Origin of the sequence: Moraxella sp. CTOTU49097, assembly GCF_032064105.1 — a bacterium.
GTDB classification, from domain to species: Bacteria; Pseudomonadota; Gammaproteobacteria; order Pseudomonadales; family Moraxellaceae; genus Faucicola; species Faucicola osloensis_B.
Genome location: NZ_DAMBOA010000031.1, coordinates 1 through 12,257 on the forward strand (window position 1 = coordinate 1; position 12,257 = coordinate 12,257).

Annotated in this window: 11 protein-coding genes and 1 pseudogene; 9 read left to right on the forward strand and 3 right to left on the reverse strand. The window is 43.9% G+C overall.

What is annotated here, in order from left to right:
* The coding region (locus RT064_RS10450) for a hypothetical protein (protein WP_313063246.1) at positions 1-290 on the reverse strand (290 nt) is incomplete at its 3' end.
* A 133-nt stretch (positions 291-423) separates the two neighbouring features.
* Positions 424-1,896, reverse strand: coding sequence for an MFS transporter (locus RT064_RS10455; protein ID WP_313063247.1), 1,473 nt, complete (start codon positions 1,894-1,896; stop codon positions 424-426).
* A 494-nt stretch (positions 1,897-2,390) separates the two neighbouring features.
* Here RT064_RS10455 and RT064_RS10460 point away from each other — a divergent pair, with 494 nt between their 5' ends.
* From RT064_RS10460 to bfr (RT064_RS10500), 9 genes are all read left to right on the forward strand, one after another.
* Entirely contained in the window at positions 2,391-3,716 is a 1,326-nt protein-coding gene (locus tag RT064_RS10460; RefSeq protein WP_313063248.1) for an NAD(P)/FAD-dependent oxidoreductase, read from the forward strand.
* A 39-nt stretch (positions 3,717-3,755) separates the two neighbouring features.
* A complete protein-coding gene (locus RT064_RS10465) occupies positions 3,756-6,527 on the forward strand; it encodes a nitrate reductase (protein WP_313063250.1) in 2,772 nt (923 codons plus the stop codon).
* Between the two features lie 222 nt (positions 6,528-6,749).
* Positions 6,750-8,774, forward strand: coding sequence for a TonB-dependent receptor domain-containing protein (locus RT064_RS10470; RefSeq protein WP_313063251.1), 2,025 nt, complete (start codon positions 6,750-6,752; stop codon positions 8,772-8,774).
* Positions 8,775-8,858: 84 nt separating this feature from the next.
* The gene (locus RT064_RS10475; RefSeq protein ID WP_313063252.1) at positions 8,859-9,005 is read left to right on the forward strand and encodes a hypothetical protein; all 147 of its coding nucleotides are present in this window, start codon (positions 8,859-8,861) and stop codon (positions 9,003-9,005) included.
* A 252-nt stretch (positions 9,006-9,257) separates the two neighbouring features.
* Positions 9,258-9,923 carry a MotA/TolQ/ExbB proton channel family protein gene (locus RT064_RS10480; protein WP_313063253.1) on the forward strand — a complete coding sequence of 222 codons (666 nt, stop codon included), beginning with the start codon at positions 9,258-9,260 and terminating at the stop codon, positions 9,921-9,923.
* Between the two features lie 47 nt (positions 9,924-9,970).
* On the forward strand, positions 9,971-10,372 hold the full coding sequence (locus RT064_RS10485; protein ID WP_219330855.1) for an ExbD/TolR family protein: 402 nt from the start codon (positions 9,971-9,973) through the stop codon (positions 10,370-10,372).
* A 76-nt stretch (positions 10,373-10,448) separates the two neighbouring features.
* Positions 10,449-10,652, forward strand: a complete 204-nt coding sequence (locus RT064_RS10490; RefSeq protein WP_007116452.1) for a (2Fe-2S)-binding protein — start codon at positions 10,449-10,451, stop codon at positions 10,650-10,652.
* 202 nt (positions 10,653-10,854) lie between these two features.
* Positions 10,855-11,334: a bacterioferritin gene (gene bfr, locus RT064_RS10495; RefSeq protein WP_060996275.1), complete on the forward strand. Its 480-nt coding sequence runs from the start codon at positions 10,855-10,857 to the stop codon at positions 11,332-11,334.
* A gap of 35 nt (positions 11,335-11,369) precedes the next feature.
* Entirely contained in the window at positions 11,370-11,840 is a 471-nt protein-coding gene (gene bfr, locus RT064_RS10500; RefSeq protein WP_135888399.1) for a bacterioferritin, read from the forward strand.
* Positions 11,841-12,117: 277 nt separating this feature from the next.
* On the opposite strand, the pseudogene RT064_RS10505 reads toward bfr (RT064_RS10500), so the two are convergent.
* Positions 12,118-12,257 (reverse strand): annotated as a pseudogene (locus RT064_RS10505) (zinc-binding alcohol dehydrogenase family protein); the annotation flags it as partial.

The following is a 12,257-nucleotide window of genomic DNA, read 5'->3' on the forward strand; positions in this document are numbered from 1 at the left end:
GTCACCATGTCAGCTTGGTGCATGGTTAATTGGTCGATCAGCGTATCAATCACCCATTGACTGGCGAGCTTTGGCTGTCCGCAGCTGCTGACGCCGTCAGCTAAAGCGGTGACTTGCCATGCAAGCTGAGCGGCGCTGCTATCCCCTGTTGGCACCAGCGTTTGCATTGTCAAGGTATCTTGATTTTCGGCTTTGCGCCCTGCATGACTAGCAGCACGGGTCAGCAGTTGCGGCAAGGACTGTGGTAAGGATTGAGAACTGGCGGGATTTTGCTGAATGGCTTTTGACATGGGTTTTTCCTTACTAGCACGGTTGCTACGCATTGTGCAAAAATGAAAAAAGGGCATACACCCTTTTTTGCCTTACTAACTAGACTTCCTTGTCCGCTGGTTGACTGTTTTTTTGGTTGGATTTAAAGAGCGATTAGGCTACCGCAATTCGCTCAATCGTGCCATCTTCGTGCACCTCGATCATATGTCCTTGTGGCTCGCTCAAGAAGGTCGCGCCAATAAAGGCAATGCCTGCAAAAATCGCGAGGGTAATAAAGAATCCTGTTGGCGATACCATAGAGAAAATAGTCAAAAACAACACCCCACCTACGTTACCATACGCACCCGCCATACCAGCAATTTGCCCTGTCATACGGCGTTGAATGAGCGGAACCACTGAATACACTGCACCACATGCTGCTTGCACAAATACAGAAGTAAGCAGCACGATTGCCACTGCACCCGCCAATGGTAACTTGGTCATTTGCGTCATTAGCAGATAACCCACCGTTTGCCCTGCCAATGCAATCATCAATACTTTGCGCCGACCGACCGCATCGGACATAAAACCACCGCCAGGACGAGCAAATAAATTCATCACCGCAAAACAGCCTGCAGTCAACCCTGCTAAAGTATGCGATACACCATAGTTGGTAATAAAAAATTGCGGCAACATCGACACCACTGCCAACTCAGAGCCAAAACATGCCAAATACGCCATGTCTAAAATCGCCACTTGTTTGAACTGATAACCATATTCTGGATTTACCGCAGGGCGAGATGTATCAAATAAATGCTTATTGACTGACCAGATTTTGATATATTGATAGACTACAAGCACCGCCACCACCGCATATGCCAGCATGGTTTGATTAGCGGTTAATAATTTTAATCCGCTAGGTGACAAACGCCACGCCAACAAAAACAAAATCGCATAAACCGGTAAAATCATCACCGCATAAAAGTAAAAGTCTGCTTTGTTTGATACTTCCAAACCGCCTGATTTTTTTGGTTTAAAATAAGTCGCGCCTTTGGGTGTATCACTGACACCACGATAAAAAATGACCGAATAAACAATCGCAATCACGCCTGTGGTAGCAATCGCATACCGCCAACCGTCTGCACCGCCATACAGTAAGGCAAGAATCGGCATCGACATCGACGCTACTGCCGCCCCAAAATTGCCCCAACCGCCGTACACCCCTTCTGCCGAGCCGACTTCATTGACAGGAAACCATTCTGAAATCAAACGAATCCCAACCACGAATCCTGCACCGACAAAACCTAGCAAAAACCGCCCAATCGCCAGCATTTGGAAACTTTGAGCAAAAGCAAACACAAAACACAAAAAACCGCTAATCAACAACACAGCACTATACGAACGCTTGGGGCCGTATCTATCGACCATCGCGCCAATTAGCAAACGGGCAGGAATGGTCAAAGCCACATTGAGCATCAAGATCGCTTTGACTTGTCCATCGCTCAAATGAAAATATTGTTTGATGGTTGGCATCAATGCCACATGAGCAAACCAAATTAAAAAGGTGACGAAAAAAGCAAACCAGGTGTAATGTAACACCTTGATACGGGGTAATTTCATAGCAAACAGCGGTAAACGTTGGGGCATCTGCTTCTCCTTTAAGTAAGCCTGTACGGTTCACGGTAACAAGGCAAAAGCAATATTTATGCCATTATCATAAACCCTTGTTTTTGCAATAATTTTTTTGAATGACCCATCAATTAGCTATTTTGCTGTGATAAAACTTTCACGGCTTTGCATGAGTGGTGAAAATTTGACGCCGTACTGCACTATTTTGGTAAGTAATCGATAAGGTGAAAAAATAATGCAAATAACTAGGCAAAAAAATGTCTAAAAATATTTTGAACACCCTCAAACAGTTATCTATAGTTAAAGAGGTTAAATTCAAAGATTGGTCAACATACCTCACACTGTCCGGCAAATAAAAGCCAAAATTTAAAACATCATAAAAAACAGTAAAAAACAACGGTTTAAAACGGTTGGCATAAATTTTGAATTATTAAATTTTAAAGTGCTAGATTCTAAAGTGCTAAATTTTAAAGTATTGAATATCGGGTCGGATAAGCAAGGTCAGCCAAACAATGCAACATACACACATTCTTATCATAGGGGCAGGGATGGCAGGGACACGCTTTGCTATGCAGTATGCCAAAAGCAGACTGAGTGCCCACAGCGGACTGGGGATTGATAGCCAATGCGAGCAAAGTCGAGATGAGTTTGCCATCACGCTTATCAACAGCGAGCCATATACAGGCTATAACCGTATTATGCTATCGCCTGTATTGGCAGGGGAAAAACGCTTCGCTGAGATTTATCTATTTTCTCAAGAGGAGTACGCCAACCATAACATCACTGTAAAGACAGGTTGCACTGTTAGCGATATCAATCTTGCTGCTCATCAGGTCATCACCGACAGCGGCGAAACCATCGGCTATGACAAATTGGTGTTTGCCACAGGTTCAACGCCATTTATTTTGCCATTGCCCAACCATACCGCAAAAGGCGTCATGGGTTTTCGTACCAAAGCCGATGTGGATGCTATGCTAGATATCGCAAAAACCAATCATAATGGCAAAAAATCTCCAAAATGCCTGGTTATCGGCGGTGGGTTACTCGGTCTTGAGGCTGCCAATGCTTTGGTACAACAGGGAGCGAAAGTCACTGTGGTACATGGGGCAGGCTATTTACTCAATCGCCAACTGGATAAAACCGCTGCCGATTTACTGCAAACTTACTTTGAAAACAAAGGTATTGAGTTTGTGCTCAACGCCAACTCCCAAGCGATTTGCGTGGATGAGGATAACCAGGTTACTGGACTGACTTACACGGATAATGTCGATACATCCATCCCTGCCAAAACCATTGACGGCGATTGCATTATCATGACCGTCGGCGTGCGACCCAATATTGCCCTTGCGCAACAGGTCGGTATCACTTGCGAGCGGGGGATTTTAGTTGATAACCAAATGCGAACCCATACCCCAGACGTGTATGCGATTGGTGAGTGTGTACAGTTTGACAACCAGCTATTTGGGCTCGTCGCACCTGTGTATGAGCAAGCCAATATTCTGCTACATACCTTAAACGAGCAGCCAGGCAGCACCTCGCCCGTGTTTAGCATACAACCAACGGCAACCAAACTAAAGGTCTCGGGTGTGGCGCTGTTTTCGGCAGGTGATATCGATGTGAGTCACGACTGCGAGCAATTGATTTATCAAGACCCTAGCCATAGCATCTACCAAAAAATCACCGTAAAAGACGACCGTATTTTATCTGCAGTGCTATATGGTGATGTACAAGAGGGCGGTTGGTTTTTTGAACTGATTCAAAATCAACAAGATATTTCAGCCATCAAAGATAAATTACTGTTTGGCAAAGCGTTTTGTGAAGAGTTGCTGGCGGGCTAATCTGACTGGTAGAAATTAAAAATAGTAAAAGGTTAACGTGTGACAACAACTATACAACATTTAGTACCACAAAAATCTCCGCTGACTGAAGTCAAAACCACCTGTGCCTATTGCGGTGTTGGCTGTGGCGTGTTGGCGACGATTGATGAGAATACCCAACACGTCAGCATTGACGGTGATCCAAACCATCCTGCCAACTTTGGCAAATTATGCTCCAAAGGCAAAGCGTTGGGCGATACGCTCGATCGTGACCGCCGTTTGGCACATCCGATGATTCATGGCGAGCTAGTCGATTGGGATACCGCCACCGATTTTGTTGCCAAATCATTGCAACAGACCATTGATGAATATGGCGCCGACAGCGTTATGCTATATGTATCGGGGCAACTGCTCACCGAAGATTATTACGTAGCAAACAAATTTACCAAAGGTTTTTTGGGTACCAATAATTTGGACTCCAATTCTCGACTGTGTATGTCATCAGCGGTGGCTGGCTACAAGCGAGCATTTGGCTCGGACACTGTGCCTTGTAATTATGAAGACATCGAAAACAGCGACCTATTTATCATTATCGGTTCGAATATGGCGTGGTGTCATCCGATTTTATTTGGTCGGTTAAAATCCAGCAAACAAGCCAATCCCAACAAAAAAATCGTGGTGATTGACCCACGAGCCACTGACAGCACCGCGATTGCTGACTTGCATTTGCCAATTCGCTCCGGCACAGATACCCATTTATTTGTCGGACTACTCAATTACTTGCACCAAAACGGCTATGCCAATTACGATTATCTCAGGCATTGTGACAATCTTGCTGATGCGCTTGCAGCCAGTGACAGTTGGACGATTAAAAAAGTTGCCAAAATCTGCGGTGTCAACGAAAGTGATTTAACCGAGTTTTACCAATTGTTTGCCACTACCACGAAAACCGTGAGTTTTTACTCCATGGGTGTCAATCAAGCCAGTAATGGCACCGATAAGGTCAATAGCATTATCAATTGCCACCTTTATACAGGCAAACTGGGTTATCAAGGGGCAGGGGCATTCTCAATTACAGGACAGCCCAATGCCATGGGTGGGCGAGAGGTCGGGGCGTTAGCCAATCTGCTTGCCAGTCATTTTGAGCTCAAAAACAGCGACCATCGTCAAACAGTAGCCAACTTTTGGCAAGCACCGACTAGTATTAGTGGTAAAGATGGTATCAAGGCAACCCAATGTGCCGATGCTATTTTGGAGGGGCAAATTAAAGCGATTTGGATTATGGCGACCAATCCTGTGGTCAGTCTGCCAGAAGCAGACAAATTTGCCATGGCGTTACAGCAATGCCCACTGGTCATCGTGTCTGACTGTTCAAAAGACAGCGACACGCTCGACTTTGCCCATGTGGTTTTGCCCGCGCAAGGCTGGAGTGAAAAATCAGGCACGGTCACCAACAGCGAACGCCGTATCTCTCGCCAGCGCCGCTTAGTCACCCCATTTGCTGATGCCAAGCCCGACTGGTGGATAGTCAGCCAAGTAGCACAGAAAATGGGTTTTGTGGGTTTTGATTACACCCACGACTACCAAGTGTTTGCCGAACACGCTCGGCTTAGTGGCGAGAAGAATGGCGGTGAAAAAAATACAGATAGTCGAAGTTTTAATATCAGCCATTTAGCCAATATTAGCCAAAACGAGTATGATAATTTGGCACCGTTTCAGTGGGGTCAACCGCATTATTTTGGACTACAAAAACAAGACCCAGATACCACTATCGGCACTACTTATACCGATACCCAAAAACTGCATTTTGTCACCGTTAATCCTGCGGTACCCAAGTCATTGCCTGATGAGCAATATCCACTGGTGCTTAACACAGGTCGCTCGCGTGACCAATGGCATACCATGACCCGTACAGGGATTGCCCCACAGCTTAATCAGCATTTACCGCACCCACTGGTTGCGATTCATCCAAGTGACGCCAAGCCTTTGGGTGTACAAAATAACGATTTTGTGCAAATTAACAGTCCCAATGGTACTATCTTAGTGCGGGCGGATGTGACTGAAAAACAACGCCAAGGCGATGTGTTTATACCCATGCACTGGAATCAGCACTTTGCCGCCAACGCGCGTGTCGGTAAGCTTATCAGCAATCATCATGACCCCTTTTCACAGCAACCGCAGCTCAAGCACCAACCTGTCAGGCTACAAAAGCTAACCATGCAAGCATTTGGATGGTTATTGATTGATAAACATTGTGATGAAAACCTGCTAACTTGGCTCGAATCGCCAGATATGACTTATTGGGTGCGTAATCGCCAGTCAAACAGTAGCCAGTATTTTTTTGCCATTGATAATCAGTCTGCATTCATGACAACTTGGTTTGATAAGCAATATTGGCAACAGCAGTTAAGTGTATGGCTCAATCAACCAGCGCAAGCCTACAACTTTGATATTATCCATTATCAACATATTGATACCGATAACACTAGCCAGGATTTACGCCTTGCGATATTGCAAAACGGGCAAGTCCATGCGCTAGTATTTTTGAGCACCCACGAGCATAAACTACCCACCCATAACTGGCTAGATAGCCAATTTGGCAGAAGTCTTGATAACCATACGCGTAAATGGCTACTAATGGGCAAACCTGCCACGGGTTTTATTGATACAGGGCGGATTGTTTGCTCTTGTATGTCCGTGGGTGAAAATACCATTGTTGAGACGATAAAAAAATATCACTGTAAAACCGTCGTTGAGGTTGGCAAACATTGCAAAGCAGGCACCAATTGTGGCTCCTGTCTAGGAGAGATTAGCAAGATTTTGGCGGGGTGACATTGTTATAACTTATTGAAAGGATTATTGGGCGAACTTTGAGCCACTTTATCATTTCGCTTGATGTTGCCTGATTTTACTTGGCTACTTATTGATAACTAGCGTTAGATATTCAAAAAAAAGGGAAATAATTGGAAAAATTAATTGATAATGATTATCATTTATATTATTATTCTTACCGCTTTGTAACGCTTCTCTTTTTTTATATATCTGAGTGATTTTATGAATACTGCCAATGCTAGTTTACCGCCGCGTGGTGCTTTGCTCTATTTAAGTCTGTGTGTATTAACCACCCTTTATTCACCGTTGGCAACAGCGAGTGAGCCAGAACCCGTCACTACCTTGCAGACCATTACTTTTAATGCCCGTCAATATACCCCAGCCAAACAAACTGAGAACGTCCGCCATGACAGCTCAGTCAAGGTACAGCAAGCTGATTTACTCAATCAATATTTACCGACGGTTGCTGGGGTGAATGTCGGTGGCACTTCGGGGATGGATCAGCATATTTATATTCGCGGTTTGGGCTCAGACAATGCAGGCAGTGTCTTAAAAATTACCGTGGATGGGGTGCGCCAACCGGAAACGCGCGGCTTTCACCATGCCGGGATTAGTGGACTTGACCCAGAGTTGTATAAAACAACAGAAGTGTCAGTGGGTAATAACTCGGTGACTTTGGGCAATAATGCCATCGGTGGCGGTGTGGCGTTTACCACGGTGGATGCACAGGACTTGCTACTACCAGATCAAAAAATGGGGGCAAAGGTTAAACTGGGCTATGCCAGTAACGATCAGCAATTTCAGCGAAGCCTAACGACCTATGCCAAACCCAATGAGCAATTGGACATGATTGTGTCTTATAGTCAGCGTGATAGCGATGGCGGCGAAGATGGCAAAGGCAACCACATCCAAGGCGATGATATTACTATCAAAAGTATACTAGCCAAAGTCAATGTGATGCCGGCAGAAGGCCACAAAATTACTGCCAGTTACCAAAGCTATGACAATGACGGCAACTATCCGTTTCGCCCCAATATCGGCTACCAAGCCAATTTACCCGATAATATTCATCCTGGCTACACCAATAATGAAACCTATGCACTCGGCTATGAATATAAACCGCATAGCAATTTTGAGCTAAACAGCAAAATTTATCATTTGACCAATGAAGCGCTGTCGCAAGGACTGCGCGGAACGACCCCCATGCGTATAGCCACATCAGGCAAAACCGATGGCATGACGGCAAGTATCAAACAGCAATTGACGCAACATCACGGTGACCATGCTTTGACACATACGCTCAACTATGGGATAGAAGGCTATAAAAAATCAGCGACGTTAGAGAGTAGTGATATCACAGAAGACGCTACCAGCGTAGGGGTGTACTTACAAGACCGAATCGAATTGGGAAGATTTGCGCTGACGCCTGGCGTGCGCTTTGACCATTATAAGCCGTCAGAGCGTTTAAGCAGTGACGACTACAATCAACTGTCGGGCGCATTGGCAGGGGAATTTAAACTGACGCCAAATCACAGCTTATTTGCCAGTTATACCCAATTGTTTAATGGACCACCCTTGCCAGAAACCATCCACCAATCTGGGCAAACCTTCGTCAATAAAGACCTCGAAGCAGAAACAGGCGCAAATGCAGAGCTGGGTATCAGTAGCCGTTTTCAAGGGGTGTTTGACAGTCAAGACAGTATGTCGCTGACAGCCAAAGTCTTTGATACCCAGTATGACAATAAAATCGACCGCATAACAGGCATTGACTGTACCACAGGCAACTCAGTGACAGACGGGCAATGTGCTAGCTACATCAATGCCGGCGAGACTGCCGTCAAAGGCTACGAGCTGAGCGCAAAATATCGGCTAAATAATATGCGCTTGAATGCAGGCTATGCCCATGCCAAAAGCGACACCGAGCAAGGTTACCAACTCAATAAAGACTCAGGCGATCAGTTAAACCTTGGCTTTAATTATGACATCAATGACCGATTCAGCCTTGGAAGCGCCATCCGCCATGTCAAAGGTTTAACGCGTCGCACCAGCGCTACTGATGTGACTGATTTGCCAAGTTTTACCACCTATGATGTATTTGGTAGCTATCGCCCAAGCGCGTTACCGCAATTAACCGTAGATGCTGGCGTGTATAACCTGACAGATGCCTACTACTATGAGCACGTATCCAATACCGGTGATAAAGCCATGGGACGCAATGTCAAAGTGGTGCTAAGTTATCAGTTTTAAATTGAATGGGTGATAACCATCAGCATGATGAATTGCCCATTGCGGTTTAGCATTTTCATAAAATATTGCAGAGACACTTTGCTTATGTCCAAAATCCAATTTTTTACTCGTCCTACTACCACAAGGTTTGGCGGGTTATCAAGACAACTGCCTAGCATATTCATCGGTGTAACCGAAAACGGCATTTTGCGCAAGGTAGTCATCCTACTCGATACCGTAGGCTATCAATAACCTTGCGCTGATTTTACCCAAAATAAAGCTAACACAAAGCGAAGATAAAAAAGTATGAGGTTTTAAAGTTACTTAATTTCAAAGCCATTTGATATCAAAGTTGCTTAATATTTTAAAGTGGGTTAATTAACGTGGTTTAATATAGTCGCTTGTTCAATTTAGCCTAATTTTTAATATTTTTGTTGATAATGATTATCATTTATACTAACATTTAAAGTTAGTCTTTAAATTTATCGTGTTATAGGAATGATTATGGATTTTGCAAATTACTGGCAATATACAGATGTAGTGACCAAGACGTTATTTTTTGTGTTAATTGTTTTGTCAATGCTGTCTTGGATTACAGGCATTTTACGTATCTTAAATAGCCAAAAACTTGCCAAAACAGTGTCGCAAGATTTGACCCAACAAATTTACCAACAGCAATCTCAACTGACCACCTTATCCCTAGACAATCAAAAATTGGTCACTGAGCAGCAGCTACTGCAACAGCTCAATCGATACCGTTTTGCCAGTGAGCAGGGCTTAAATATCCTTGGTACGACCGCTGCCATTGCCCCTTTTATTGGGCTATTTGGTACCGTGTGGGGGATTTTTCATGCCTTAGATAGCATTGCTAAATCAGGTCAAGCAGGACTTGGTCAAGTCGCAGGACCGGTTGGGGAGGCTTTGATTATGACTGGGCTTGGGCTTGCGGTAGCGATTCCTGCGGTCATTATGTACAATGTCGTAGTACGAATCAATCGCAAAGCCATGCACCAAGCGAACGACACGGCGCATACCTTGCTTGCCAACGTGTTGATGAATTCTTCCAGCCAAGTTAGGCAAACTAGTGTAGCCGCTCAACCCCATTTGCAAACCAGCTCGCAGCCCAAGCAACAAACTAACGCCGCTGACTTAATGCTGAAAAACGCCTAACCTTGACCCATCGCTAAACAGATAAATAGATAAACAGGGAATAACTTATGGCATTTCAACTCGGTGATGACGCGTCGACGGGCATGAATGAAATCAATCTGATTCCACTGATTGATATCATGCTGGTACTTATGATTATTTTTTTGGTGACGGCAACGGTAATCAATCCCAGTGTGCCGCTAAATTTGCCCAAAACCTCAGCACAAGTCAATGAAGCCCCGCCCAAAGTGATACAAGTAAGCATTGATAAAGATGGCAAGATTTTTTGGGACGATGCCGGTATCAGTTTGGCGCAATTAAACACGCGCTTTGCCGAACAAGGCAAATTAAGCGAGACCCCAAGCATTCAGCTACGCGTCGATAAAGACAGTCGATATGATACCGTCGCGCAAATCCTAGCAACAGCAAGCGAAAACAAGCTAACCAAAATTGCGTTTGTCAGTGAATAACCTGATTGATAAAATTTTTATTGATAATAAGAATAATTATCATTATTATATAAGAAAACTTATCAACGAGGTGCGTATGTTTGTGTGTATCTGTAATGCGGTCAAAGAAAGTCAAATCAAAACAGCCATTGAACAAGGTCATGACAGCTTAGAGGCGTTACAAGCTGAGCTTGATGTGGCTACTTGCTGTGGTGGCTGTCAGCCAATGATTGAAGGTTATCTCGAAGAGTACGCCCAAAGCATCAATAACTATACGCACCTATTTATTGAAGTTGCCTAGTGTATTAATGTTGCCTAGTTTATTAAGTTGCCTAATGAGCTGTTAGCGTACACACCCAAACTTATTCATTAATCTCAATGAATGAGCGACTGATAAATATTGTAAATTATTTGCTGCGGTGAATTGTTTTTAACGTCACTTTAATTTAGTATTTCAGATAATACCCAACCTTTGTTTCTGTTCATTTTTCAAGGATATACCCATGAAAGGCAGCCAAGCTGTTATTGATTATCTAAATTTCTTAATTAGTGGTGAACTGGGGGCTCGTGACCAGTACTTTATTCATGCGCAAATGTATCATGAATGGCATTATCTAAAACTTCATACGCGTATGCATCATGAAATGGAAGAAGAAAGCGATCATGCGCGTGCCTTAATCAATCGGGTGTTGATGCTAGAAGGCACACCCAACATGAAAGTTGCCGATATCAACATCGGTCATGATGTGCCAAGTATGCTAAAAGCCGATCTTCAGCTTGAGTATGCAGTTCGTCAACATCTCAAAGACGGCATTGCGCTTTGTGAGCAAGAGCAAGACTATGTAACCCGTGAGATTTTGGTCGCCCAATTGGTCGATACCGAAGAAGACCATGCGCATTGGTTAGAGCAGCAGCTAAGACTGATTGATATGATGGGACTGCCCAATTATCTGCAATCTCAGCTCGGTGACATCTCTGAATAAGGCGACCAAGCACTAAGGCAACTAAGGTAAACATTATGCAAGTCGATAAAGAAATTCTAAGAGCGCTAAACCAAGTTTTGGGTCAGGCATTAATTGCTATCAACCAGTACTTCTTACACGCGCGTATCGCCAAAAACTGGGGACTAAGTGAACTTAACGAAAAATTGTATCATCAGTCGATTCATGAGATGAAATGGGCAGATGACCTCATTGAGCGTATCTTAATGCTAGATGGTCTGCCAAACTTGCAAGAACTTGGCAAAATTTTAATCGGTGAAAATGTCGCTGAAATTTTGCGTTGTGATTTGCAACTAGAGTATCAAAAAACTGACATCATCAAAAATGCGATTGCTTTATGTGAGCAGAAACGTGATTTTGTCTCTCGCAAATTATTGGTCAAACTTAAAGACGGGAGTGAAGAGCACATTGATTGGCTAGAAACGCAAATGGAACTGCTGACCTCGATGGGTATCGAAAATTATACGCAAAGTTTATTAGATTCATAAAGCGTATTAGCGTGTCGGAATAACTGTATGAACCATCAATATACCCAAGCCGCGTTGATTTCTGTCATCTCTATACTGATGGCATCGCTTATCGTCATCTTAGTGGCAGTGATTTATTGATTGTCGTTTTAGTTGTCGAGTGTGGCATATTGGCATAGCCAAGATGATGAGTGATTTCGGCTGGCAGTTTTCGTTCTGCCAGCCGTTTGGTGAGTTATTTTAAGAGTCTGTTTTTAGCCAGAATATGTTTTGCAAGATTTGTTTTACAAGAGCTGTTTTAAAAACCTTCTAGTACAATTTTGCCTTTTGACTTACCTGATTCAAGCAACTTATGCGCCTTCTCCAAGTTTGCAGCGTTAATTTTGCCTAGATTTTGGTTAAGCGTACTTCTAATTTTTTGCTGGTCAACTAACTGGG

Bases quoted from the DNA above. Each gene is read 5' to 3' on its own strand.
- RT064_RS10460 (WP_313063248.1), top strand. From the start codon at position 2,391: ATGCAACATACACACATTCTTATCATAGGGGCAGGGATGGCAGGGACA.
- RT064_RS10455 (WP_313063247.1), bottom strand. From the start codon at position 1,896: ATGCCCCAACGTTTACCGCTGTTTGCTATGAAATTACCCCGTATCAAG.
- RT064_RS10480 (WP_313063253.1), top strand. From the start codon at position 9,258: ATGGATTTTGCAAATTACTGGCAATATACAGATGTAGTGACCAAGACG.
- RT064_RS10490 (WP_007116452.1), top strand. From the start codon at position 10,449: ATGTTTGTGTGTATCTGTAATGCGGTCAAAGAAAGTCAAATCAAAACA.
- bfr (WP_060996275.1), top strand. From the start codon at position 10,855: ATGAAAGGCAGCCAAGCTGTTATTGATTATCTAAATTTCTTAATTAGT.
- RT064_RS10475 (WP_313063252.1), top strand. From the start codon at position 8,859: ATGTCCAAAATCCAATTTTTTACTCGTCCTACTACCACAAGGTTTGGC.
- RT064_RS10470 (WP_313063251.1), top strand. From the start codon at position 6,750: ATGAATACTGCCAATGCTAGTTTACCGCCGCGTGGTGCTTTGCTCTAT.
- bfr (WP_135888399.1), top strand. From the start codon at position 11,370: ATGCAAGTCGATAAAGAAATTCTAAGAGCGCTAAACCAAGTTTTGGGT.
- RT064_RS10485 (WP_219330855.1), top strand. From the start codon at position 9,971: ATGGCATTTCAACTCGGTGATGACGCGTCGACGGGCATGAATGAAATC.